Raw genomic sequence first — 24,535 nt, 5'->3', positions numbered from 1 at the left:
TCGCTCGACGAGGCGCCGCGGCACGCCGGCGACTGACCGCGCCTGGCTACAGTGTCGGTGTGACCGGAGCGGTTTCCGCGGGTTTTCGTGGCGGGACGAAGACGCTGCTGAGCCTGGTCGCCGCCGTGGCGGCGAGCAGCGTGCTGGTGCTGGCGCCGCCCGGCTCCAAAGGCTCCTCGGCCGCGCCGCTGACCGCGGGTATCGCCTGGCCCCGGGCCGAGCGCGGCTCCCTTCCGGCGACGCTGCCCGACGGCACCGCGTACACCCCGGCCTGGTTCGTCGACGCCCGCACCTCGATCGGCACCGCGCCCAGCCGCGACGGCGCCTTCCTGAGGTTGCTACTCCGCCGGTCCGACGGGTCGCTGCGACAGCTGCGCCGCCTGCCCGTCCGCGGCAATCCGTCGTTTACGGCGGTCACGGCGGCCGGGGACGTGGCCGCCTGGGCCGAGGGCGACGGAGGCCTGCGCCCGCAGCTGTGGGCGGTCAACCTCCGCGATGGACGGCCGCCGCGGCGGGTGACGGCCGACATGGGCGAGGCCCGCTTCTACCTCTCCGAGTACGACCTGGTCATCGCCGACGGGCGGGTGCGGTGGGTCGCCGCCGGCGGTGGCAACGAGAAGACCGAGGTGCGATCGGTCGCCCTCACCGGAGGCGCGGTGCGGGTCGAGGCGCAGCCGGGTACGTGGCAGCTGTCGGCGTGGCCGTGGATGGTGGACGGTGTCACGTCCGGCGGGGGTGCGACCACGCTGAAGAACCTCGCCACGGGCGGGGCCGTCGCGGTGCCGGCCGATCCCAGGGCGGTGACCAACTGCGGTCCGCACTGGTGCCGGGCGGTCTCGCTGACCGAGGACGGGGCACGGATCGACCTGATGCGCCCCGACGGTACGAGCCGGCGCGAAGTGGCCGAGGGCCCGGTCGAGACGGTCGTGGCCGACGTCGGGCCGCTGGACCGCTTCGAGGTGTTCGCCGAGACCGGCGGCAACGCCGACTTCTCCGGCAACGTACGACTGATGATCTACGACATCGCCGGCCGGCGCGCGGTTCAGGTCAGCCCGGACGCCGCCAACGTCGGATACCGCGGCGGGGTGCTCTGGTGGTCGACCGGCACCCAGGACGTGTTCCTGCGGCACAGCCTCGACCTGCGTACCGCCTGATCGTCATCTCCTCGGCCTCAGGCCGTCCGCAGGTCGACGCTGTGCCAGACGGTCTTGTCGTCCGGGCCGGTCGACCACCAGAGAATGCCGTTGTGCGTGAACGCCGCCCCGGCCGCCGCGGCCAGCGTGACGGTGTCGCCGGTGCTGAGGTCGTAGGCGAGCAGGGCCGCGGTGCCGGTCAGGTCGGAGCCCGGACCGCCCTCGGACAGGATCTCGAAGCGGTCGAGCAGGGCTACGTCGGTGACCGCGACCCGCGCGTCACCGCCGGCGATGCGGCGCCGGCCGGTGCCGTCGGGGTGCAGCAGGTCGATGCGTTCCAGGCCGGCGCTGCTCAGGACCATGGCCCGGCACCACGTCGGACCGCAGCTGAGGGTTTCGGTCGCGGTCGCGGCGACCGCCGTTTCGCGGCCGGTCACCAGGTTGAACAGGCGGGTGGCGCCGGTCAGACGGCCGGCGTCGTCGGTGAGCCACGGCCACGCCGACAGCGCCCACCGGCCGGGCTGAACCCGCACCCGGACCGGGCCGCCGGTCAGGGCGACCGAGCGGATCTCGGTGCGCTCGGCGTCCGCGCCGGCCGTCCAGTACAGGCGTCCGGCCGCGACGACCAGGTCGTACTGGTTGCCGTAGAACAGGGCGGCGCCGGTGTCGCCGGTCAACCGGCGCGGCTGACCACCGCGCAGCGGGGCGGCCCAGATCTCCTCGTGCCGCTGATCGGTGGTCTCGGCCCAGAAGATCTCGGCGCCGTCGGTGGTGACCGGCTCGAACCGCGGACCGGACGCGGCCGGCAGCCGGCGCAACTGCCGCAGAGTGCCGTCCGGGTCGCGGATCAGCAGGCGCAGCGCCGAGCCGTCGGGGGTGGGCGCGGTCCCCACGGCGGTGTGTACGTCGAGGAACAGCAGGGGCTGGAACAGGGGTCCGTCGGAGACGAAGCCGGGTAGGTCGGCACGGGCCGCGCCGGGCCACGCCTGCTCGGCCGTCGTACGCACGGGCTGATGCTTCTCGGTCCACGCCGGCGGTCCGTAGAACAGCAGGAGAGCACCGGCGAGCAGGGCGGGTACGAGGCCGGCGAGGGTACGGCGGCGGGTGGCGACGGTCATGCGTACGGTCGCTCCGGCTCTGTGGTCTCCTGCCACGACTTCACCTCGATGTAGGCGACCTTCGCGTCGTTGACCGGGTCCGTGCCGACCTTGCCGCTGTAAACGCCGTCGACCTGCACCCAGGTGTCCGGGGCGGCGTCGACCACGGGGTCGCCGGTGAGCCCGACCTTGATCGGCCGGCCGTCGGCGGCGCAGCAGGTCAACACCATCCGGGCCAGCATCGGCGTTCCGCCCGGTCCTTCGGTGATGAATCCGGTCAGCCGTACGGTGCGGCCGGTCAGGCTCTTCCCGTCGTCGAACACCGCCCGGGCCGCGTAGTCGAGCAGGCCCAGGGGCACCGGGTCGCCGGGCGGCAGCGGCGGATAGTCGGAGTCCGACTGCTCGGCCATGATCGAGCCGGCCTGCCCGGCCGAGAACGCGCCCAGCGCCGGCGGGGCGATCAGCAGCAGGCCGACGACCGGCAGGATGAGCAGCCAGCCGACCCGCGGTTCGTGGTGCCCATGCCCGCCGCCGGGGTCGTCGTGGTGGTGGCCGAGTGCGCGTAGCTCGTACCAGATGGTCATGACCGCCCCCGCGATCAACAACGTGCCGGTCGCCAGCAGGAAGGGCCGTAGGCCCTCCTTGACGTAGCGCAGGAACATGCCGGTGACCGTGGCCCGGATGATCGCGCCGCCGAACAGCAGCATGACGACGGCCTGGGTCAGCCGGTTCACAGCAGCACCGTTCCGAACCCGGCGCCGATCAGAACGGCGGCGGCGAGGGTGGCCGGCGCGAACCGGAACGCGAACCGCCGGCCGAACATGCCGGCCTGCATGGAGATCAGTTTGAGGTCGACCATCGGTCCCACGACCAGGAAGACCAGCCGGGCGGTCAGCGAGAACTGGGTCAGCGAGGCCGCGACGAACGCGTCGGCCTCGCTGCAGATGGACAGCAGGACGGCCAGTACGGCCAGCGTGATCACCGAGAGCACCGGGTCGCCGGCCAGCGCCTGCAGCCAGGCCGCCGGGACGACGACGTTGATCGTGGCGGCGGCGGCCGCGCCGACCACCAGGAACCCGCCGGCGTGCATCACGTCGTGCCGGCACGCCGCCCAGAACGCGCGGGCCCGCGACGCGTCGTCGAGGTCGGGCCGACGCGGGAGCCTGATCCACTCGGCCTTGCCCAGCCGCAGCCAGAGCCAGCCCATCGCGACCGCGACGACCAGGCTCGCGACCCCGCGGGCGACGGCCATCTCGGGCCGACCGGGAAAGGCGATCACGGTCGCGGTGAGCACGATCGGGTTGATCGCGGGCGCGGCCAGCAGAAAGGCCAGCGCGGCGGCCGGTGTGACCCCGCGGCGGATCAGCGAACCGGCGATCGGCACGCTGCCGCATTCGCAGCCCGGCAGGACCACCCCGGCCAGGCCGGCCGCGGGAACGGCGAGGGCCGGATGCGACGGCAGAGCCTTGGCCCAGAACGAGCGCGGCACGAACACCGCGATGACGGCCGAGAGTACGACCCCGAAGACCAGGAACGGCGCCGCCTGCACCAGCACGGAGACGAACACGGTGGTCCAGGTCTGCAGCCGCGGTCCGGAGACCACCCGGCTGAGCGGCTCCCGCAGGATCACCAGAAGAATGAGCAGGCCCGCCAGCACCTCCAGCGACCCGATTCGGCGCCGTGGCGCCGCCGGACGGGTCGGCCGGTCGATGTCCTCCGCGCTCTCAACAGCAGGGCCGGCCACGCCGCCAAGTGGGGTCAACGCCATGCTCCAATACCGCTTGTCACCAATGGCCGCGTCCGCGACAACCGCATCACAATACTCGTCCCGGCGGTATTTTCGTTCAATTCAAGAATTGCGCATATGTTCACCAATGCATATTTTGGCAAAAGGCTTCCCCTGTTTATCGCCGCTCTGGTGCGACCGCGATGATTCGGTACCGGTAAACCGATGACCGCGCAGATCCGACCGGAGAGCTCACCTCACCCGGAGCGGCATCGACATGCGCGGACCGCTGCTCGCGGGCATCGTCATCGGGGCCCTCGCCGCTATCGCCGCCGACCGGCGCGGCGGGCCTTCGGTCACGTCACTGACCCGCTGCTTTCAAGCAGGGTGGTGGCGACGAGCGGCTCCTCGTGGATGGGCTCCCGGCGAGCGATCTGGTAGACCGGCCGCGTCCGGGGGTCGAAGGGGGGCCAGGGGAGTTCGCCGGTGGCGGCGAAGTCGATCCAGAGCCGGTGGGTGTGGTCGGCGAGGGACTGCGGCGGGTTGTCGCCGGCTAATTTGCCCGGCCCGGTCACGGTGTCGAGGGTGTCGAAGACGAACGGCAGTTCCATGCCGTGTGCCGCGCCGAGCCGGCCGCCGGCCGCGGGCGATCGCCACTCGAACTCGTACATGTGGGTCCGGCCCGGATGGGCCTGGGCGAACTGCCGGGCCGGCCGGCGGAAGGAGAGGTCGGACAGCACCCGGATGAGCGTCGCGCCGCCGCGTTCGGCCGGGAAGGCGCGGGCGTACGCCGTGAAGAGTTCGTCCGCGCGCGGGGTCATGCGCCGCAGCAGGAATCGGGCCGCCGGGCGGGGCAGGTATTGCATCCGGGTCGGCCCGAACCAGAACCGCGCTTCCTCGCTCGTCGTCCCGATCAGGAGGTCGACGTCGGCGCCGGCGCCTCGCGCCAGCGCCCGCAGCGGATGGTGGGGGAGCACGTCGTCGCCGTAGACCGGGTCGATCTTTCCGAGGCCGAAGGAGGGGTCGTAGCCGTTGTCGTCGGTCAGGTCGAGCCGGCCCGGGCGGGAGATCCGGCTCAACGCGGCCACGGTCGGGCCGGGGCCGGCGGAGCGGAAGCCGTCGACCGACGCTTCGACGCCCAGCTCCTTCGCCAGCGCTTCCACGGTCCGTCGAGCGATCTCGAGGGGGTAGACGGCCGAGCCGTGACCGCTCTGGACCGCGGCGCGGCGGAACAGCCCGCGGCTCAGGGGGCTGGTCATTAGGCAGGCCACGGCGATGGCCCCGCCCGATTCGCCGAAGACGGTGACGTTCTCGGGATCACCGCCGAAGGCGTCGATGTTTCGCCGTACCCATCGCAGGCCCGCGAGCATGTCGCGCAGACCGAGGTTGGTCGGCGCCCCGGGGATCGGCAGGAATCCCTCGGCCCCGAGCCGGTAGTTGAGGTTGACCGCTACCACGCCGTCGCGGGCGAACCGGGCTCCGGAGTAGACGGCGGCGTCCTTGCTGCCGATCACCAGTCCGCCGCCGTGGATGTAGACCATGACCGGCGCGTTGTGCGCCGCGGCGGGCGCCCACACGTTCGCGGTCAGGTATTCCGGTCCGGGGCGCCACTCGGCTCCGGTGACCGAGAACATGTCGAGGCCGGCGAAGGTGCGACGAGCCTGCTGCGGAGCTGTCGGTCCCGGTTCGAGCGCGTCGCGCACGCCCGTCCACGGCGTGACCGGCGCGGGCTCGGCGAAGCGGAGTTCACCCACGGGTGCCGCCGCGTAGGGCACGCCCAGGAAGGTCTTGATGCCGTTGCCGAGCGCACCCCGGAGGGCGCCGTCGGCCGTGGTCACGGTGACGAAGCGGTCAGTCATGCGATCCATGGTGGCACGCTGTGCCAACAAGGCGCAACGTGCCAGGTCTGCTAGATTGAGTTCGTGCCTTCCCACGCCTCCCCGGACCTGCGCGCCCGCATCAAGCAGGAGATGCGCGAACAGATCCGGCTGAAAGCCATCGAGTTGATGCTGGAGTCCGGGTTCGCCGAGACGTCGGTGGACGACATCGTCAATGCCGCCGGCGTGTCCCGGCGGTCGTTCTACCGATACTTCGGCACCCGGGAGGACCTGGTCCTCGGCCGGACCGACGAGCAGATCGCGACGCTGGTGGACGCACTCACCGCCCGCCCGGCGGACGAAGACCCATGGCTCGCGCTGCAGCGGGCCGCCGAGAGCCTCCCGGACGCCGCGCAGCCCACCGAGCGGGCCCTGGCGTTCACCCGGCTCGTCAACGGCGATCCGGTCCTGCGGGCCCGCCACCTCGAGCAACGCGCCGCCTGGCGGGCCGCCCTGGCCCCGGTGATCGAGCGGCGGCTTCGCCGGCCGGGCGCCGAACCGGACCAGCTGGCCGCGACCGCCCTGGTGGCGGCCGCGCTCAGCTGCCTCGATGTGGCGGTCGAGGAATGGGTGCGCCGGGGCGGCTCGACACCGCTGCCCGACCTGTACGAACGCGCGGTCGCCGCGGTCCGCGGCCGGTGAGCGGGGCTGGGCTGCTTGACCGCGCCCGACCTGTACGAATGCGGGGTCTCCGCGGCCGGTGAGCGGGGCTGGGCTGCTTGACCGCGCCAGACATGGACGAGCACCGTGGACGCGGCCGCCGGCCCGCGAAACTCTCAGCGTTCCGGCGCGGCGCCGCCCTGCCTAGGCCTGATCAGCCCCCGGCGAGAAGGATCTGACGCTGTTCCTCGGAGCCCGCCGCCTCCGGCCGATCACGGGGCGACGTCGTCGCGACCGTCTCCACGGTGGTGGTGGGATGGATCCGCGCCGGCAGTTCGCCGAACCGGGCGGCGCGAACACGTTCGCTGTCGAGATCGCCGGGCTTCTCGTCCATCCGACAATGCTCGCACGCCGGCGCCGGTCGCGTGGAGGAACGCCCGCAGCGGCCGGAGCTGTGCGTACTCGAGAAATCTGCCCTAACGGACAGCCTCATCGCCGGGTCTGGATGGCTAGTCTCCGATGATCGCCCGAGTGCGGGCCGGCACCACGTGTGGCCTGCTCGCACCCCCTTTGCGGGCGAACGTGGACGAAGGGCTCGGTATGAGACGACTTCTGGCGGCAACCGTCGCCGCGACTGTCGGGCTGGTGATCGGCGGAAGCATGGTCCCGTCGGCGGCGCAGGCTCACAGCGGCACCCCGGGTTACACGCCGCCTCCGATCAACTGGGGCGCATGTGACAATTCGACACTGAAGGCGCGCGGCGCCGAGTGCGGGTTCGTGGTCGTCCCGCTGGACTACGCGCGGCCGGGCGGCACCAAGATCCAGCTCGCCGTGTCGCGGCTCAAGCACACGTCGGCCGCCGCCGACTATCAGGGCGTCATGCTGGTCAACCCGGGTGGGCCGGGCGGTTCCGGGCTGATCTACTCGGTGTTGCAGTCGGCGATCCCGAACGATGTGGGGCTCGACTACGACTGGATCGGTTTCGACCCGCGCGGGGTCGGCTCCAGCGTGCCGTCGCTGTCCTGTGACGGCAACGTCGCCGGCTACAACCGGCCCTACTACGTGCCGGTCACCGCCCAGCTGGAGAGGACCTGGCTGGCCCGGTCCCAGGCGTACGCGCAGGCGTGCCGGCGCGCCGGTGGCCCGCTGCTCGACCATCTGAAGACCACCGACAACGTGGCCGACATGGAGAGCATCCGCAAGGCGCTGGGTGAGAAGCAGATCAATTTCTACGGCTTCTCGTACGGTACGTACCTCGGTCAGGTCTATGCCACGCTGCATCCGGCCCAGGTGCGCCGGATGGTCTTCGACGGCGTCGTCGACCCGCGTGGCGTGTGGTACGACGCCAACCTGAGCCAGGACGTCCAGTTCGACAAGAACATGGACACGTACTTCGCCTGGGTGGCCCGGTACGACGCGGTGTACCACCTGGGTGCCACCGGCAAGGCGGTGAAGGCCAAGTACTACGCCACGCTGCAGAAGCTGCGGGCGGCGCCGGCCGCGGGCAAGATCGGCCCGGACGAGTGGAACGACATCTTCGTCTCGGCCGGCTACTACGTGTACGGCTGGGCCGATGTGGCCGGCGCGTTCTCGGCCTACGTCAACGACGGCGACGCCTCCGGTCTGCTCGACCTCTACCCGGAGCCCGGCCCCGGCACGGACAACGGTTATGCGGTCTACCTGGGCACCCAGTGCACCGACGTGCGGTGGCCCACGAACTGGAACAAGTGGGAGCGGGACAACTGGCGGATCTACGCCGAGCACCCGTTCATCACCTGGAACAACGCCTGGTTCAACGCGCCCTGCGTGTTCTGGAAGGGTGACGTCGGCACGCCGGTCGACGTCAACGGCAAGAAGGCCCCGTCGATCCTGCTGATCAGTGAGACCAACGACGCGGCCACGCCGTACGCCGGCAGCATCGAGATCCGCAAGCGGTTCCCCCGCTCGGTCCTGGTCGAGGGCGTCGGCGGCACCACGCACGCGGGCTCGCTGAGCGGCATCGCCTGCACCGACGACACGATCGCGGCGTACCTGGACAACGGCGCTCTGCCCAACCGGGTCCGCGGCAATCGGTCCGACAAGCAGTGCGACCCGGTCCCGCCGCCGGACCCGACGGCCGCGGCGGCCAAGACGCTCGCGTCCACCGGCAGCGGCACCCTCAAGGCGACGCTGCGTAAGGCGGCGCCCCCGGTGCGCTGACCCGCGCCGGAGCATCGAACGGCCCGGGAGTCCGAATGGGCTCCCGGGCCGTCTCGCTTCAGAACCGCGCTCAGGTGTAGTCGCATTGCGGGTTCGGCTGCGACGTCGCGTCGATGATGTCGTTGAGCCGGTCGCGGGCCATGATCAGTTCGGCGATCTGCTGGTCGACCCGGTCCCGCTCGGCCACCAGCCGCGCCTGCGACTCGGGCGTGCTGACCTTGGCGTCGACGCACGGCAGGAGGTCGGCGATCGTCTTGCTGGAGAGCCCCGCACCGTACAGCTGCTGAATCAGCCGGACCCGGTGGACGGCCGCGTTCTCGTAGAGCCGCTGCCCGCTGTCGCTGCGTGTCGAGGCCAGCAGTCCCTGTTCCTCGTAGTACCGCAGCGCCCGCACGCTCACGTCCGTCCTGGTCGCCAGGTCGCCGATCCGCACAGTGATCCACCTCGCAAAACTTGCCTCTGACGTCAACGTGAGGTTTTAGCGTAGTGGGATGCAGATCAACGGCACAACGGCCCTCGTCACCGGGGCCAACCGCGGCCTCGGCAAGGCATTCGCCGAGGCCCTCCTCGCCCGCGGCGCGACCACCGTGTACGCCACCGCCCGCCGGCCCGAAAGCGTCGACATCCCCGGCGTCGTGCCCCTCCGGCTGGACATCACCGACCCCGCGTCCATCGAGGCCGCGGCGGCCGAGGTGGGCGACCTCGACATCCTGATCAACAACGCCGGCATCTCCACCGACGCCCCCCTGCTCGGCCCGTCCACGGAGAACATCCGCCGCGAGTTCGAGACCAATTTCTGGGGCACGCTCGACGTCACCCGCGCCTTCGCCGCCCGGCTCGCCGGAGGTGCCATCCTCAACGTCATCTCGGCGCTGAGCTGGTATTCGTTCGCCCCGTCGAGCAACGGTTACGCCGCCTCCAAGGCGGCCGAGTGGTCACTGACCAACGGCGTCAGGCTCGAGCTGGCCGACCAGAAGACCCAGGTCACCGCCCTGGCCCTGGCCATCGCTGACACCGACATGATGGCCGCGTACGACATCCCCAAGCTCCCGCCCCGCGACGTGGTCGCCATGGCCCTGGACGGCCTGGAGGCGGGCCGGCTCGAGGTCGTCGCCGACAGTCCCACCGCCAACGTCAAGGCCTCCCTCTCGCGTGACCCCGCCCTCTTCTACGCCGACATTCCCGGCGCCCTCTTCGGCTGATCCCAGCCGTCCCCGCGTCGGCTCGGCGGTTCCGGATCCAGGCGTTCGCATCGGCCAGGATCGCGATAGGTTGCGATCATGAGCATGCGCTTCGGAGTGTTTGTGCCGCAGGGCTGGAAGATGGACCTGACGGAGATCGCCGACCCGGTCGAGCAGTACGAGGCGATGACCGCCGTCGCTCGCCGGGCCGACGCGGGGCCGTGGGACTCGGTCTGGGTGTACGACCATTTCCACACCATTCCGGAACCCACCCTCAACACCACGTTCGAGTGCTGGACGGTCACCTCGACCCTGGCCCGGGACACCAGCCGGGTCAACATCGGCCAGATGGTGGGCTGCAACGGCTACCGCCACCCGTCGCTGTACGCCAAGATCGCGTCGACCGTCGATGTGGCCAGCCACGGCCGGCTCTACGCGGGCATCGGCGCCGGCTGGTACGAGCAGGAGTGGAAGGCGTACGGCTACGAGTGGGCCGACGTGCCCCAGCGGATGGCCGCGTTCCGGGAGGCGGTCGAGGTGGTGCACAAGATGTGGACCGAGCCGCGGCCCGAGTTCTCCGGCAAGTACTACTCGATCGACCGGCCGATCAACGAGCCCAAGGGCGTACGCAAGCCGCACCCCTCGTTCTGGATCGGTGGTGGCGGCGAGAAGGTGACGCTGAAGCTGGTCGCCAGGTACGCCGATGCCTGCAACGTCGGTGGTGGCGATCCGGAGCTGATCCGCCGCAAGCTCGACGTGCTGCGTGGCCACTGCGACGATCTGGGCCGCGACTACGACCGGATCACCAAGTCGACCAGCCTGGAGCTCGACCTGAACGAGTCCTCGGCGGACACCGTGGGCCGGATCGAGCGGATGGCCGAGGCGGGCGCCGACTACGTGATCGTCTATGTGCCCCGGGTGGCGTACGACCACGAGCCCATGCAGCGATTCGCGCAGGAGGTCATCCCTCAGTTCGCCTGACCCGGCCGAGTTACCAGAGGTGATCCTTTAGTCACGCCGTGCGATAGTGGGCGGATGCGTCGGTGGCACGTCGGTTGCATCGCTCTGCTCGCCGTCTTCGCGCTGGCCTGTGAGGGCGGGGGCGGCGCCGCCCCCGCCCCGACCAGCCGGCCGAGGCCGGGCTACCCGGCCTCGATGGCCGCGCTCGGCGACTCGATCACCGCCGGAGTCGGCAGTTGCGTGACCCTGGTGGCGTGCAGCCGCAACTCGTGGTCAACCGGCGGCGGCTCCGCGGTGGAGAGCCACTACCTCCGGATCCGGGACGCCAACGACAAGATCAGAGGCAACAACGACAACTTCGCGGCACCCGGTGCGCGAGCCGAGGACCTCGCCGGTCAGGCCGATCGGGCGGTCCAGGCCAAACCCGCGTACGTGACAGTCATGATCGGGGTCAACGACGCCTGCACCGGCCGGGTGGACGACATGACCTCGGCGCGGGAGTTCCGGGCCGGCATCGACGCCGGCCTGACCCGGCTCAAAAAGGGACTTCCCAAGTCGCGCATCCTGATCGTCAGCCTCCCGGACGTCTACCGGCTGTGGAAGGTCGGCAAGGACGACGAGCGCGCGGTGCGGGCCTGGAGCAGGGGAGTGTGCCAGTCGTTGCTGAGCCGGCCGGCCTCGACCGCCGACGCCGACACGCAGCGCCGCGGCCGGGTCCGCGACCGGCTGGACGACTACGACGAGCAGCTCCGGCAGGCCTGCGCGGCGTACGGCCGGCGCTGCCGCTGGGACGGCGGCGCCGTCCACGCCGTACGGTTCGACCTGGACCTGGTCAACCAGCTCGACTACTTCCATCCCAACGCCAAAGGCCAGAACCGGATCGCCGACGCGACCTACCCGGGCCGCTTCACCTGGTAGCCCGCCGGCGCCGTTTCAGCGCCCTTTCAGCGGCCGTCGTTGACGTCGGCGAACCTCTCTTCCACTGTCTCGCACTCCCGGGAGGCGACCGACCCCGGCAATTGTCGTGGCTCGGGGCCGGTCGCCGGAAGCCGCAAAGCGGCCAGGCACCCACGGATTCCCGCCGGCCCGCCGCGCCGACGCTGACGGGCCTGACACCCACAGGTAGTAGAGACCGGGCGCGCTCCAGGTGGCCGGGACCACGACCTCGCAGAAATACCGCGACCACGTGCCGGCGGCCGCCCCGGCCGCTCCGGTCTCGTTGCACTGTTCGCCGTGGCCGTAGGAGCGGTAGCGGTAGTAGTAAGGCGGGGGCGAGGGCGGCGGGGCGGTCGATGCTCGCACCTCGACCAGCACCTGGTCCTCGGTGCCGCCGTACGGGCATCGGTACGGGAAGGTGATCGTCTGATTGGTCGGTGTCCACGGCGACGCGGCGATGTAGTCGTTGAGCGCCGGTGGGTTCCGGCACTGGAAGGTGACCCGGAAGCTGCTCGTGGCGTCACCGTTCACACAGGACGCGACGATGTTCGGATAGGTGGCGCTGGCGGTGCAGACCGGGGCCGCCGCGGCGGGACTCGCCGGTGCCATTACGCCGCCGAGCATCAGGACAAGGACAATGAGTGCACGTTTCACATCAGCCTCGCAGGTCGAAGACCATGACGCCGGAGAAGGCGGCCACGTAGGACCAGCCGGAAGGCGCCGGTGCGCAGGCCACCGCCGTGTCCGGCGTGTCCCGCACGTTGGTGCCGCCGGAACTGGTCGGCAGGAACGTCGTGTGGAAGTCCTGGTTACCGGAGTTGCGGTACACGCACTGGTGGAGGTTGAGATATCGGCCGGCGGTCAGGTCGAGCGCCGCGACTCCCGAGTTCTGCGGCAGATAGCCCCAGCCCGGCGCGGCCGGTACCACGCAGCTGGGGGCGCCGGCGGGAACGTTCGAGACGTTGGTGCCGGTGGACGCGGTCGGCATCAGCGAGGTGAGCATGTCCGGGTCGTTGTTGTTGTAGATCACGCACTGGTGGAGATTGAGGTAACGGCCGGCGGTCAGGTCGAGGGGGCGTACCTGCGACGCACCCCAGAGGTAGATGTAGCCGGCCGGGAAGCCCTCGGTCGGGGCGCCGGGCGGGAAGTCGAGATTCGACCGGCAGGTGACGCTGGTGTCCGCGCTGTTGGAGACGTTGGTGCCGCCGATGCTGGTGGGCCGGATGGTCACGAAGTGGTCGGCCAGCGCGGGCACGTAATACCGGCATTCGTGGATGTTGAGATAGCGCGGTGCTGAGGCCCGCGCCGGGCTCGGGACGAGAAGCTGCACCGTGGCCGCCGTTACCAGGGTCGCCAGTATCGCGAGGCGACCGAGTAGGCGGCGGTTGAGGTGGTGGAAGGTCGGCAACCGGGTCTCCTTCGACGGCGGGACATGCTCGAAGAGCATCCTCATGGACGCCGATGGACGCCGACTGGATGGTCGCTGGACGGTTTATCGGGTCCGAGCGAGCCGGGTCCTGGCGTCGTCGATGTCGCGTACGCCGAGGCCGTCCAGGGCCGTCACAGCCTCGGTCCACGCCGTACGCGCGGCCTCATGCCGGCCGTGGTCCTCGTGGTTGTCGCCGCTGCGGATCAACGTGATGCCGACCAGGTGCCGGTCCCCGATCTCGCCGTACAGCCGCACCGCCCGGCGGTAGCACTCGACGGCCTCGGCGTACTCGCCGAGATGGCGGTGCGCGTTGGCCAGGCTCTCCCAGGTGTTGGCCTGACCGTTCAGGTCGCCCAGATCGGTGAGGTCGGCGAGCGCGCGGGTGGAGAGGTCGATCGCCTCGCGATGTTCGTCGCGGAGGGTGAGGTACCAACCGACCGCGCTGAGGGCACGCGCGCGAACGGAGCGATCGCCGCCGGCCTCGACCAGGTCGAGGGCACGGCGGGCGTGGTGATAGGCCTGGTCCGGCCGACCGCGCCGCTCCATGACGAGCGACAGGGCGAGGTGGCTGAGGCTCTGGTCGGTCCGGTCGCCGAGGGCACGGCCGACGGACAACGCCTCGGACAGTTCGGTCTGCGCCTGGTCGAATCGGTTGAGCCGGGTGTACGCGCGCGCCAGCATCCGGTGGGCGACGGCCCGGCCAACGTGGTCGCCCGCGCGCCCGGCGGCCCGCAGCGCGGTCTGCTCGACGGCCGCCAGCTCGTGCCAGTGGCCGCCGCGGTCGAGGTAGGCGCCCAGGCAGACACCGAGTTGCCAGCACTGGGCATCCAACCGTTCGGCGGCGGCGAGATCGACGATTCCCAGGAGTACGGCGTGGTCGGCGCGGAACCAGGCGAGCGCTTCGGTCGTACCCGTGAAGTGCTCCGGCCGCGCGCCGGCAACCGGTCGGACCGGTGGGAAGCGAAGCTTGCCGCTGATCAGCGCGTCCGCGCGATAGGCGGTGTGCAGATAGTGGTCGACGATGAGGTGTGTGACCGCTCGGCGGCGGGGCGGCGGATCGATCCGGTGGGCCGTGTCGGCGGCGAACGCGCGAACGAGGTCGTGCAGCCCGTACCGGTCACCGGCCCGTTCCTGGACCAGATTGGCCTGGCCCAGTTCGGCCGCGGCGGCCTTGGCCCCGGCCGTGGGCAAACCGGCCGCGGCGGCCGCGCTCACCAGCGAACAGTCCGGGCCCGGGTGCAGGCCGAGACCACGGAACAGCCGGGCGGCACCCTCGCTGAGGGCGGCGTAGGACCAGGAGAACACGGTACGCAGATCGGCCGCCGGCTCTCCGGTGGACAGGGCATCGAGCGACCCGCCGTCCCGGCCGTCGCCCAGTTGCGCGGCCAGCGTGCCGAGCGACAGCGTGACGCTGGTAGCGACCCGGGCGGACGCGATCGTCAGGGCCAACGGCAGGCCGGCGCATTTCTCGACGATGTAGTCCAGGGCTTGCGGTTCGGCCGCGGCTCGGGCCGCGCCGACGCGAAGCGTCAGCAACCTCCGCGCGTCGGCGTCGGACATCGGCGGTACCGCAACGGGCCGCGCTCCCTCGACGGCGACCAGGTCGGCCAGCCGGTTCCGGCTGGTCACGACGACCACGCAGCCGGGGCCACCCGGAAGCAGGGGCCGTACCTGGGCCGAGTCCCGGGCGTTGTCGAGGAGCACCAGCACGCGCCGGCGATAGAGCTCGCTGCGGTACAGCGCGGTCCGGGCCTCGGGGTCGGCCGGGATCCGGTCGGCCGGTACGCCCAGCGCCTCGATGCAGCGCCGCAGCACCTCGTGCGGGTCCGCCACGGCCCCGGAGTCGTCGAATCCCCGCAGGTCGACGTAGAGGTGCCCGTCGGGGAAACGGTCGGCGGCCCGGTGGGCCCAGTGGACCGCGAGTGACGTCTTACCCACGCCGGCCGTACCGGAGATCACCCCCACCGCGCCCGCGCCGGTCAGCGCGTCGAGGTCGTCGAGCGCGGTCTCCCGGCCGGTGAAATCCGGGACGTCGGCCGGCAGCTGGGCCGGTGTCCGCGTCAGGACGACGGACGCCGGCGGGCCCTCCGGGGCCTCCTCCAGCAGCGTCCGGTGGACGGCCGTCAGCTCGGGGCCGGGCGAGACGCCGAGTTCGCCGGACAGCCGACGGCGGGTGACGTGGTACGCGCGGAAAGCGCGGTCGCGGCGCCCGGTGGCATGGTAGGCGCGGATCAGCCGGGCCTGCGCGACCTCGTCGAACGGCCGGCTCCGCGCCACCTCCTCCAACACGTCCACCGCCTCGCCGGCCCGATCCGCGGCCAGCATGGCCTCGCCGTACGCGCCGAGGGCGTCCTGCCGTTGAGCCGACAGGCCGGCGACCCGGGGGTGGTCGGCGAGATGCGGGACGTCGGCCAGCGGAGCACCGGTCCACAGGTCGAGCGCGTCACGCAGCAGCACGGCGGCCGCGTCGGGCTCGCCGGACCGCCGGATCTCGCCCGCCGTACGCACCAGCCGCTGGAAGGCGGCCACGTCGACGTCGTCGGCCGGCAGGTCGAGGACGTACCCGTCACCCACGCGGCTCAGCACCGTTCCCGCGGCGTGGCCCGCGCGGTCCGGTTCGAGTAGCCGCCGGAGCCGTTTGACGTAGGTCTGCAGGACGTTCGCCGCCGAGGCGGGTGGTCGCCGGCCGTACCAGACGCCGGCGAGCAGTTCGTCTCGCGACAGTGGCCGGCCGCGATCGAGAGCGAGGAGTCCCAGCAGCGCGCGTTGCGCGGGCGGACCGCCCTCCAACGCCTGGCCGTCGTGCCAGATCCGAACCGGGCCCAGGACCTGGATCCGCAACGCTTCTCCCCGCCGCTCGGAGGTCGTCGATGTTCCGGTCGCCGGGGGAATATACCTCGCTGACCGGCCAATGCGGACAGACCGGTTCCGGACCGACGTCGTGTTCGACGCGGTCGTCGGCCGGTACATCCTGCTGTACCTGCCGGCCCCGGCCGATGCTCTGCGCCATCTGGCGGGAATGCTGCGTAGCGGCGGCGTCTTGATCTTCCACGAGATCGACCTGACCGAAGCGCATCCGACCTGGCCGGTCTGTGACGTGTGGGACGACAGCTACCGGCTGCTGGCGACGGTCTACCGGGCCGCCGGCGCGACACCGGACTTCGGGCGGCGGATCCACCGGACGTTCCTCGACGCCGGCCTTCCGGCGCCGCGCATCGAATCGGTCACCCCGGTGGGCGGCCCGGATTCGATGGTCGTCGACTGGCTGGCCATGTCGCTGGTCAGCCTGGAACCCGCGCTGACCGCCGCCGGTCTGTCGCTGCCCGGCGGCCTGCGCTTCGACGATTCCCTCGGCGACCGGCTCCGCTCCGCCCTGGCCGAGCGGGACAGCGAGGTCATCGGCCCGGCCCAGTACGGCGCGTGGACACGTAAGCAGTGATGTCCCCACCCGTGGTTGGTGCTTTCCCGCGACGACGTTGCCGAGCATCGACGGCGGGAGGTCGCGGAGGACGCCGCGGCCGGATCGGGGGAGGGAACCCGCCGTGGCTGGGATACTCACACGCGTTGCCGACTTCTGTGTGCGGCGCCGCTGGCTGGTGCTGGCGTTGTGGCTGGTGGCGCTGGTGCTCGCGGCCGGTGGTGCGGCCCGTTTCGGCGAACCGCTGGACCCGGAACTGGTGGGTCCGGCTCGTCGGCCTTCGGCATCCTGATCGCCCTGGTCATCCTGTGAGCGGTTTCCCGGCGTCGAGGCGGTAACCAACGTTGATCGCGGCGAGTCCGGGTCTACGCCGAATCCAAGGGTCCCGGTGGGTCACGCGCCGTCCGCCCGGATCGGGGCCGGGGGTGGGCCGGCCGTCTCGCCCTATGTGGTCAAAGCACCGGAAAAGCGGCCGCGGGCCTGGCAGCATGTCGTTGTCGACGCCGCAATGAGCGCCTTCCGGTCTTCGCGAGCCGGGGCGACGCAGGACTCGTCAAGCACCTCACGAAAGGCGTACTCCGCATGTCCGCCTCCGCAATCGCTGTCAGCCCACCCGCCCGCACCAACCGCTCGGACGCCACCGCGCAGCCGCGGGCCGACGTCCAGAACTCCCTGGCTCCGGGGAACGTCGATCTGCCGTCCCTCGTGCCGCTCATGTTCGCACTCATGTTCCGGAACATCGCCAGTGACGGGTTCGCCTTCAGCGACCCGATGGCACCCGGCGACTACTCGAAGGATTCCAAACCGGGCTGCGTTCTCGCCGCCCCGTCGTTCCCGGCGGAGACCCCGGGCATCGACGAGGACTACGTCTTCAACTGGGTCCGCGACGGCGCCATCACCGCCATGGAGGTGGCCCGGGCCGATCTGCCGGCGCGCCCGGGCGGGACGGTGCAGACGCTCAACGACTACGTCCGGTTCGCCGCTCTCTGTCACTCCAACGCGCAGCCGACCCAGGGCCACGCCTGCTTCACGATCGCCGGGGAGTCCCGGCCGTGGACCGAGCAGAACGACGGGCCGGCCCTGCAGACGATCACCGTTCTGGCGGCGTTCGACCAGTTGGACGCCGCGACCCGGACGACCGCCGTGACCCTGGTCAACGCCAATGTCGCGTACCTGCTCACGGTCTATGACAAGCCCACCACCAACCTGTGGGAGGAGCACTTCGGCTTCAGCTTCTTCGCCCGGGCGGCTCAGTTGCGCTGCTTCGAGGAGGTGATGGCCACCTCGATCGCCGGTATCGACAAGCCGGGCGGTCTGGGACCGGCCGCCGACTGGCTGCGCCAGGCCCTCGCCGGTCACTGGGACGGCAGCAGGTACGTCAGCATGTTGGCCGTGCCGGCCGACGGCAGCCCGCCGAGCCCGCAGCACCCGGTGACCGACGGCTACGACCCGAACATCGACATCGTTCAGGCCTGCGTGTACGGCGCGGTGCCCTGCACCGACACCCGGATGCTGGCCACGGCCGCCCAGCTGCGTTCCCAGTGGGAGGAGGGCGGCATCGCCTTCTACCCGATCAACCAGGCCGACAAGCAGCTCGGCATCGGGCCGCTGTTCGGCCGCTACCCGGGCGACGTGTACGACGGCGACGCCGCCCACCCGGTACTGGGCGGCCACCCGTGGGCCCTGTCCACCTGCAACGTGGCCGAGCTGCACTATCTGCTCGCCGCCCAGATCCGGTCGAGCGGCCGGATCCCGCTCGACGAGCTGTCCGCGCCGTTCTTCGCCCAATCCGGGATCGACCGGTCGACCGCGGCCGGGGACGCCGTGAACGCCCTGCTCGCGACCGGCGACGCCATGGTGCGGGCGGTCATCTACCACAGCGACAACCTGGAGATCTCCGAGCAGTTCGACGGCACGACCGGGTACGAGCGCAGCGTCAACAACCTGACCTGGAGCTACGCCTCGTACTTGTCGGCCCTGCGGGCCCGTGCCGCGGTCGTCTGACCGAAGTGGACCACGATCGGAAAGAGGCAGTCACATGACAGGACTGGTCGGCGCTCTGGGCCCGGATCGGGTGAAGCTGGGCGTCTGCTGCACCCTCTGGTGGAACGACGATTTCCCGTCCATCGACGCCGGCATCCCGTTCGGGCAGGCCGTCAGCGAGATGGCCCTGGCCGGCTTCCAGGGCTGCAGCATCGGTCACAAGTACCCCACCGACCCGGCGGTGCTCAACGCCGCGCTCGCCCTGCGCGGCCTGCAGATCTCCGAGCCGTGGACGAGCACCTATTTCACCATCGCCAAGATGCGGCAGAAGACGATCGACAGTTTCGAGGAGACCCTCGCCCACATCAAGGCGCTGGGCGGCACCGAGCTGGTGGTGGCCGAGTTCGGGGCCTCGTCGCACCTGCTGCCGGTCGACGTGTTCGCCAACCGGCCGGTGTTCTCCGACGCCCAGTGGGATGCGCTGACGTCGGGCCTGGAGGAGCTGGGCAAGATCGCCACTTCGGCCGGGATGAAGCTCAGCTACCACCACCACATGGGTACCGGGGTGATGACCCGGGCGGACGTCGACCGGTTGATGGCCTCCACCGATCCCGCCCTGGTGCACCTGCTGCTCGACACCGCGCACATCGCCTTCGCCGGCGACGACCCGCTGGACCTGGCCCGGGCGCACGCCGACCGCATCGGCCACGTCCATCTCAAGAGCATCCGGCCCGAGGTCGTGAGCCGGGTGCGCGAGGAAGGCCTGTCCTTCCAGGATGCTGTCGAGCTCGGTGTCTTCACCGTACCCGGTGACGGCGCCATCGATTTCCGGCCGATCCTGGCGGTGCTGGCCGACGCCGGCTACCGGGGCTGGCTGGTCGTGGAGGCCGAGCAGGACCCGAACAAGGCGATCCCGCTCGAGTACGCCAAGAAGGCCCGCGCCTACCTTGCCGAGGTCCTGGGCTGGTAGCCGCGGCGCGGCATGTACGGACAACCACGGAAGAACAGCGAGCCACCGCCATGAGCGACAACACCAGGCGAGAGATCTTTTTCAGCTTCTTCATGTTCACCGCCGATCTGCGGCCGGACGACACCCGGTACACGCAGACCCTGATCAGTCATCTCAAAGCACTGACCGACATGGGCTACGACGGCTTCGACCTGCACATCGCGCCGGGGCCGGGCACGGCCGACCCGAACCTCGACGTCGACGGTTACGTCCGGCTGAAGCGGGCGTTCGACGCGGCCGGCCTGCGGGACGCCAAGTTCACCACCAACGTCGGGACGACGCGGAGCTTCGATCCCACGTCGCCCTACGAACAGCAGCGCAACCAGGCGCTGGCCTATCTGCGGTCGCGTGTGGACATCACCCGGGCGCTGGGCGGTCCGGCCATCATGTCCGGGCCGTTCCTCTACCCGTACGGTGTCTTCCCGTCGACCGACGCGGGCGAGCCGATCTGGAGCGACGCTCTGCAGGACTGGATGCGGCCACGCTACGCGGACGCGCGTTCACTGTTCCGGGAGCTGGCGGAGTACGCCGCGGTCAACGATGTGCGGCTCGCCCTGGAGCCGATCAAGAGCTGGGAGTCGCCGCCACCCAACATGGTGTCGGAGGCGCTGGACTTCCTCGAGGAGGGCGGCATCGCCCCGGCCGGTGTCACGGTCGACACGGCGCAGGTGGTGATGGAGAGCCAGGGCCCGGAGGTCTTCAAGCGGAACGTGGCCCGGGCGGCACGGCAGAACCGGCTGTTGTACGTGCACATCTCCGCACCCGACCGCGGCGCGGTGCGCGACAGCTGGATCCCGTGGGACCTGGTCCTGGCCGAGCTGGAGCCGGTCTACCGGGGCCCGTACCTGGTCGAGGTGTTCAACGCGATCCCGCCGTTCGACAGTTCGATGCGGATGGCCCGCCGGCGCTTCTGGCGGCCGGGGGAGGACGAGCCGGAACCGGGCCGGCCGAGCGCCTACGACGTGGCCGCCGACGCCCTGGCGGAGCTGCGCGAGCGGATCGGCGCGGTGTCGCCGGCGCTGCAGGCCGCGGGGAGGCCCTGATGCTCGGGCAGCTGCCGGATCCGATAACCATGCTGGTCAAGCGGGCCGGCGAGGTCCGCATCCACACTTTCGTCTCGGCCTTCACCGGCAACAACATCGCGAACGCGACGCACATCGTCGAGAGCCGCAACAGCCTCGTGCTCATCGACGGGCAGTTCCTGGCTCCCTACGCGAGGAGATTCCGCGAGTACGCGGACAGCCTCGGCAAGCCGATCGACCGGCTCTTCCTCTCGCACCGGCACCCTGACCACTGGTTCGGTCTGGGCACCGCGTTCCGCGACGTTCCCGTGCACGCCCTGTTCGAGACCGCGAGCTTCATCAAGGAGCACGGCGAGGACTCCCGCGAGGACCACTGGAAACTGGGTGACCTGGCGCCCGAGGGCATCGTCGTGCCGCAGGACATCGCCGAGCCGGGCGAGTACGCGATCGACGGTGTGCGCTACGTCCTCGACAAGGTCACCGAGACGGAGGTCGACTTCCATCTCACCGTCGGCCTGCCCGAGCTGGGCGTGTACTTCGCGCAGGATCTGCTCTACAGCGGCACCCACCTCTATCTGACCAGAGAGATGGAGCACTGGACCCGGGTGCTGGAGGGCCTGCTCGCCTCCGACTACGAGCTGTTCATGCCCGGTCATGGCCTGCCGGCCGACAAGACCGAGGTCGCCCGCAACGTCGAATATCTCGCCGCCGCCCGGCAGGCCGTCGCGGACGGGCTGACCGGGGACGCCTTCCGGGACTTCCTGGTCGGGCGGTACCCGGAGCGGCGCTGCCCGGGCATCTTCGACATCTATCTGCCGCGGCTGTTCGGCGCCGCGCGCGACTACTGAACGGGTTTCCCGTCTAGGAAGGCGTCACCGTGCAACCGGAATATACGGTAGGGCAGTACCTGGTCGACCGGCTCGGTCAGCTGGGCCTGGGGCACCTCTTCTCCATCGCGGGCGACTACTCGATCGAGTGGGTGAATCGCTATGTGACGCCCAGCCCGATCGAGGTCATCGAGGAGGTGAACGAACTCAACGCGGGCTACGCGGCCGACGGGTACGCGCGGCTCAAAGGGATCGGCGCGCTCTGTGTCACGTACTCCGCGGGTGCGTTGTCGGCGGTGAACGCCATCGCCGGGGCCTTCGTGGAAAAGGTCCCGGTGGTTCTGATCAACGGCACGCCGAGCATCAAGAAGACGCTCACCTTCGAGCAGACCGGTTTCAGCTCGCATCATTTCATCAGCGGGCGGGAGACCGATCTGCAGTCGTTCGAGCACATCACGGCGGCCACGGTACGGGTGGACAACCCCGACCTGGCGCCGATGCTCATCGACTACGCGCTCAGCCGGTGCGTCTCCGACAAGCGGCCGGTCTACATCGAGTTGCTCCAGGACATGGTGGATCTGGCCTGTGAGCCGCCGCGCGGGGTGCTGACCCCGGCGCGGGTCCTGTCCGACCAGGGTGCCCTGGAGCAGTCGGTCGCCCGGCTGGCGGAACGGCTCAGGAACGCCACCAACCCGCTGGTCTGGGTCGGCATCGAGGTGGACCGTCTCGGCCTGCACGACCGGGCCGAGCGCCTGGTCCGGCAGCTGAACGTGCCCTACGTCTCCGAGCTGCTGAGCAAGGCCGTGCTGTCCGAGGACGACGCGTTGTTCGCCGGCGTGTTCGACGGCCAGGCGTCGTCGACGGCGGTCAAGAACCTGGTGCGGGACTCCGACTTCGTGCTGGCGCTCGGGGTCTGGCTGACCGACATCAACTCGCTGGGCTGGGACGTCGACTTCGACAAGACCGCCTTCGTGTCGTTCGACACGGTCAAGGACGGCACCTTCTTCAGCGCCCAGGTCGCGCTCGAGCACGTGCTGGACGGACTGCTGGCCGCTCAGGTCACCCGCGGGACGCCGGAGCGGCCGCGGATGCCGGCCCGGGAACTGCCGTCGATGGCCCTCGACGGTGACGAGATCACCTATCAGGGCTTCTACGACACCATCCCGCAGTACGTCGACGAGAACACCATCATCGGCAGCGACGCGAGCCTGAACTACTTCGGGAGCCTTCTGCTCAGGGTGCCCGCGGCCGGTGGATTCGTCGCGCAGTCGTCGTACTCGGCCATCGGCTACATCGGCCCGGCCGCGACCGGGCTCTGTCTGGCCAAGGGCGACAAGCACCGGGTGCTGGTCTTCGCGGGCGACGGCGGGTTCCAGATGACCGCCCAGTGCCTGTCCGTGCAGACCCGCTTCGGCCTCAACCCGATCATCTTCGTGATCAACAACGGCGTGTACGGCGTGGAGCAGTGGCTCGCCGACGCGTCGGTCTTCGCCACCGACAAGCCGTTCTACCAGTCCTGCGTCCTGCACCCGTGGAACTACAGCAAGCTGGCCGACGTCTTCGGCTGCCAGGGCTGGAAGGCCACCACCTATGTGGAGCTGAAGGAAGCCATGGCCGGGGCGCTGGCCAACTGGGACACTCCCTCGATCATCGAGGTCGTGGTGGCCGACAAATCCATTCCCAGCAACGCCCGCTGGAAGACGAACTAGGAGCCGGACATGACCGCGACAATGCTGGAACCCGGCACCCACACCCGGGCCCGAACCGCCTCCGACAACGCCGTGCCCCGGGCCGGCAGTGCCACCGCGGTGGTACGGCGCACCGATTTCGAGACGGTCGCCCAACACATGCTCAACCTGATGATGCGCAACGTGGCCACCGACGGATTCCGGTTCGAGGATCCGGTGCAGCCGGGTCGCTTCTCCACGGCCGGATGCGTCATCGCCGCTCCCTCGTACCCGGCCAACTCGCCCGGCGTCGACCAGGACTACGTGTTCAACTGGACCCGCGACGCCGCGATCACGGCCATCGAGATAGCCGCGTCGAGCATCCCGGCCCCGCCGGCCGTCGGTGTCCAACCACTCGAGGACTACGTCCGGTTCGCCGCGATCTGCCAGGGCAACGCCATCCCGACCTTGGCCCACGCCTGTTTCACGATCGAGGGAAACTCGCGGCCGTGGACCGAGCAGAACGACGGGCCGGCCCTGCAGACCGTGGCCATCCTGCGCGCCTTCGGCCAGCTCGACGAGCCGACCCAGGATCTCGCGCGCCAGGTGATCGCCCGTAATCTCGATTTCCTCCTCGGCGTCTACCAGCAGCAGACCACCAACCTGTGGGAGGAGCACGCCGGCCACTCGTTCTTCGCCCGGGCCGCGCAACTGCGCTGTTTCCGCGAGGTGGTGGCCAACACGGTGGGCGTCGCCGTGCCGGCCGGGTGCACGGAGGCGGCTGACTGGCTGCGGAGCGCGCTGGACGGGCACTGGGACGGTTCCCGCTATCTCAGCCTCATCGGTGACACCCAGCCACCCACCGACCCGGCCGGTCCGGGCTACGACCCGAACATCGACATCGTGATGGCGGCGATCTACGGTGCCGTGCCCGTCACCGACCCGCGCCTGCTCGCCACCGCGGCCGAACTGCGCCGGCAATGGTCGGACCCGGCATCACCCACGGTCTTTCCGGTGAACCTGGCCGATCAGCAGCTCGGCGTCGGGCCGATGCTGGGGCGCTACCCGGGCGACACCTACGACGGTGACGTGTCCGACCCTGTGCAGGGTGGCCACCCCTGGGCGCTGACCACCTGCAACTTCGCCGAGCTGTACTACCGGCTGGCGGCCGAGGTGACCAGCGGGGGAGCGGTGCCGTACGACGAGCTCTCCGCACCCTTCCTCGGCCAGGCCGGCATCGCGGCGGACACCTCACCGCAGCTCGCGGCGGTCGCCCTGGAACAGGCCGGCGACCAGATGCTCCAGGCGGTCATCTACCACAGCGACAACCTCGAACTCAGCGAGCAGTTCGACGGCACCAGCGGCTACTGCCGCAGCGTGAGCAACCTGACCTGGAGCTACGCCGCCTACCTCTCCGCCGTCCGGGCCAAGACCGGCCTGGCCGTCCAGGGCTGAGCGGCTCCAACCGTAC

General features: G+C 70.5%; 23 protein-coding genes. 14 read left to right on the top strand and 9 right to left on the bottom strand.

What is annotated here, in order from left to right:
- Nucleotides 1–59 precede the first annotated feature (59 nt).
- On the top strand, nucleotides 60–1,154 hold the full coding sequence (locus ACGFIO_RS29065; RefSeq protein WP_392830459.1) for a hypothetical protein: 1,095 nt from the start codon (nucleotides 60–62) through the stop codon (nucleotides 1,152–1,154).
- A gap of 17 nt (nucleotides 1,155–1,171) precedes the next feature.
- Here the strand turns inward: ACGFIO_RS29065 and ACGFIO_RS29060 are convergent, their stop codons facing one another.
- The 4 genes from ACGFIO_RS29060 to ACGFIO_RS29045 all read right to left on the bottom strand — a co-directional run bounded on the left by ACGFIO_RS29060 (nucleotide 1,172) and on the right by ACGFIO_RS29045 (nucleotide 5,815).
- Nucleotides 1,172–2,251: a hypothetical protein gene (locus tag ACGFIO_RS29060; RefSeq protein WP_392830457.1), complete on the bottom strand. Its 1,080-nt coding sequence runs from the start codon at nucleotides 2,249–2,251 to the stop codon at nucleotides 1,172–1,174.
- Nucleotides 2,248–2,964 (bottom strand): TIGR03943 family putative permease subunit, encoded by a 717-nt coding sequence (locus ACGFIO_RS29055; protein ID WP_392830455.1) that lies wholly within the window; start codon nucleotides 2,962–2,964, stop codon nucleotides 2,248–2,250. Before ACGFIO_RS29055 ends, ACGFIO_RS29060 begins: the two co-directional genes overlap by 4 nt.
- Entirely contained in the window at nucleotides 2,961–3,992 is a 1,032-nt protein-coding gene (locus tag ACGFIO_RS29050; RefSeq protein WP_392830453.1) for a permease, read from the bottom strand. The genes ACGFIO_RS29055 and ACGFIO_RS29050 overlap by 4 nt, the downstream gene beginning before the upstream one ends.
- Nucleotides 3,993–4,312: 320 nt before the next feature.
- A complete protein-coding gene (locus ACGFIO_RS29045; RefSeq protein ID WP_392830451.1) occupies nucleotides 4,313–5,815 on the bottom strand; it encodes a carboxylesterase/lipase family protein in 1,503 nt (500 codons plus the stop codon).
- 63 nt (nucleotides 5,816–5,878) lie between these two features.
- Between ACGFIO_RS29045 and ACGFIO_RS29040 the strand changes: the two genes are divergently transcribed.
- A complete protein-coding gene (locus ACGFIO_RS29040; protein WP_392830449.1) occupies nucleotides 5,879–6,475 on the top strand; it encodes a TetR/AcrR family transcriptional regulator in 597 nt (198 codons plus the stop codon).
- Between the two features lie 172 nt (nucleotides 6,476–6,647).
- Here ACGFIO_RS29040 and ACGFIO_RS29035 read toward each other — a convergent pair whose 3' ends face one another.
- Complete coding sequence (locus ACGFIO_RS29035) at nucleotides 6,648–6,827, bottom strand: hypothetical protein (protein WP_392830447.1); 180 nt, start codon at nucleotides 6,825–6,827, stop codon at nucleotides 6,648–6,650.
- A gap of 206 nt (nucleotides 6,828–7,033) precedes the next feature.
- Between ACGFIO_RS29035 and ACGFIO_RS29030 the strand changes: the two genes are divergently transcribed.
- Nucleotides 7,034–8,632 carry an alpha/beta fold hydrolase gene (locus tag ACGFIO_RS29030; protein ID WP_392830445.1) on the top strand — a complete coding sequence of 533 codons (1,599 nt, stop codon included), beginning with the start codon at nucleotides 7,034–7,036 and terminating at the stop codon, nucleotides 8,630–8,632.
- Between the two features lie 70 nt (nucleotides 8,633–8,702).
- Here ACGFIO_RS29030 and ACGFIO_RS29025 read toward each other — a convergent pair whose 3' ends face one another.
- A complete protein-coding gene (locus ACGFIO_RS29025; protein WP_392830443.1) occupies nucleotides 8,703–9,065 on the bottom strand; it encodes a MerR family transcriptional regulator in 363 nt (120 codons plus the stop codon).
- A gap of 58 nt (nucleotides 9,066–9,123) precedes the next feature.
- On the opposite strand from ACGFIO_RS29025, the gene ACGFIO_RS29020 reads away from it, so the two are divergent.
- The 3 genes from ACGFIO_RS29020 (at nucleotide 9,124) to ACGFIO_RS29010 (ending at nucleotide 11,691) form a co-directional block, all read left to right on the top strand.
- Nucleotides 9,124–9,834, top strand: a complete 711-nt coding sequence (locus ACGFIO_RS29020) for an SDR family oxidoreductase (protein ID WP_392830441.1) — start codon at nucleotides 9,124–9,126, stop codon at nucleotides 9,832–9,834.
- Between the two features lie 78 nt (nucleotides 9,835–9,912).
- Nucleotides 9,913–10,794: an LLM class F420-dependent oxidoreductase gene (locus tag ACGFIO_RS29015; protein WP_392830439.1), complete on the top strand. Its 882-nt coding sequence runs from the start codon at nucleotides 9,913–9,915 to the stop codon at nucleotides 10,792–10,794.
- Nucleotides 10,795–10,848: 54 nt separating this feature from the next.
- A complete protein-coding gene (locus ACGFIO_RS29010) occupies nucleotides 10,849–11,691 on the top strand; it encodes an SGNH/GDSL hydrolase family protein (RefSeq protein WP_392830437.1) in 843 nt (280 codons plus the stop codon).
- A 15-nt stretch (nucleotides 11,692–11,706) separates the two neighbouring features.
- Here ACGFIO_RS29010 and ACGFIO_RS29005 read toward each other — a convergent pair whose 3' ends face one another.
- From ACGFIO_RS29005 to ACGFIO_RS28995, 3 genes are read right to left on the bottom strand one after another with little or no spacing between them, the layout of a single operon-like run.
- Complete coding sequence (locus ACGFIO_RS29005; protein ID WP_392830435.1) at nucleotides 11,707–12,333, bottom strand: hypothetical protein; 627 nt, start codon at nucleotides 12,331–12,333, stop codon at nucleotides 11,707–11,709.
- Nucleotides 12,334–12,364: 31 nt separating this feature from the next.
- Complete coding sequence (locus tag ACGFIO_RS29000; protein WP_392830433.1) at nucleotides 12,365–13,162, bottom strand: hypothetical protein; 798 nt, start codon at nucleotides 13,160–13,162, stop codon at nucleotides 12,365–12,367.
- 39 nt (nucleotides 13,163–13,201) lie between these two features.
- Nucleotides 13,202–15,979 carry a BTAD domain-containing putative transcriptional regulator gene (locus ACGFIO_RS28995; RefSeq protein WP_392830431.1) on the bottom strand — a complete coding sequence of 926 codons (2,778 nt, stop codon included), beginning with the start codon at nucleotides 15,977–15,979 and terminating at the stop codon, nucleotides 13,202–13,204.
- Between the two features lie 70 nt (nucleotides 15,980–16,049).
- On the opposite strand from ACGFIO_RS28995, the gene ACGFIO_RS28990 reads away from it, so the two are divergent.
- From ACGFIO_RS28990 to ACGFIO_RS28955, 8 genes are all read left to right on the top strand, one after another.
- On the top strand, nucleotides 16,050–16,577 hold the full coding sequence (locus ACGFIO_RS28990) for a hypothetical protein (protein ID WP_392830429.1): 528 nt from the start codon (nucleotides 16,050–16,052) through the stop codon (nucleotides 16,575–16,577).
- Between the two features lie 103 nt (nucleotides 16,578–16,680).
- Nucleotides 16,681–16,848: a hypothetical protein gene (locus ACGFIO_RS28985; protein WP_392830427.1), complete on the top strand. Its 168-nt coding sequence runs from the start codon at nucleotides 16,681–16,683 to the stop codon at nucleotides 16,846–16,848.
- Nucleotides 16,849–17,138: 290 nt separating this feature from the next.
- Nucleotides 17,139–18,560 carry a glycoside hydrolase family 15 protein gene (locus tag ACGFIO_RS28980; RefSeq protein ID WP_392830425.1) on the top strand — a complete coding sequence of 474 codons (1,422 nt, stop codon included), beginning with the start codon at nucleotides 17,139–17,141 and terminating at the stop codon, nucleotides 18,558–18,560.
- Between the two features lie 34 nt (nucleotides 18,561–18,594).
- The gene (gene iolE / locus ACGFIO_RS28975) at nucleotides 18,595–19,509 is read left to right on the top strand and encodes a myo-inosose-2 dehydratase (protein ID WP_392830424.1); all 915 of its coding nucleotides are present in this window, start codon (nucleotides 18,595–18,597) and stop codon (nucleotides 19,507–19,509) included.
- 50 nt (nucleotides 19,510–19,559) lie between these two features.
- Nucleotides 19,560–20,591, top strand: a complete 1,032-nt coding sequence (locus ACGFIO_RS28970; RefSeq protein ID WP_392830422.1) for a sugar phosphate isomerase/epimerase family protein — start codon at nucleotides 19,560–19,562, stop codon at nucleotides 20,589–20,591.
- On the top strand, nucleotides 20,591–21,418 hold the full coding sequence (locus tag ACGFIO_RS28965) for an MBL fold metallo-hydrolase (protein ID WP_392830420.1): 828 nt from the start codon (nucleotides 20,591–20,593) through the stop codon (nucleotides 21,416–21,418). Before ACGFIO_RS28970 ends, ACGFIO_RS28965 begins: the two co-directional genes overlap by 1 nt.
- A gap of 29 nt (nucleotides 21,419–21,447) precedes the next feature.
- The gene (locus ACGFIO_RS28960; RefSeq protein WP_392830418.1) at nucleotides 21,448–23,106 is read left to right on the top strand and encodes an alpha-keto acid decarboxylase family protein; all 1,659 of its coding nucleotides are present in this window, start codon (nucleotides 21,448–21,450) and stop codon (nucleotides 23,104–23,106) included.
- 9 nt (nucleotides 23,107–23,115) lie between these two features.
- Nucleotides 23,116–24,519: a glycoside hydrolase family 15 protein gene (locus ACGFIO_RS28955; RefSeq protein ID WP_392830417.1), complete on the top strand. Its 1,404-nt coding sequence runs from the start codon at nucleotides 23,116–23,118 to the stop codon at nucleotides 24,517–24,519.
- The last annotated feature ends 16 nt before the right edge of the window (nucleotides 24,520–24,535 follow it).

Source organism: Actinoplanes sp. NPDC049265, from assembly GCF_043197135.1.
Taxonomy (GTDB): Bacteria; Actinomycetota; Actinomycetes; order Mycobacteriales; family Micromonosporaceae; genus Actinoplanes.
The sequence above is the reverse complement of the archived record's forward strand: the minus strand, read 5'-3'. Positions and strand labels throughout refer to the sequence as shown.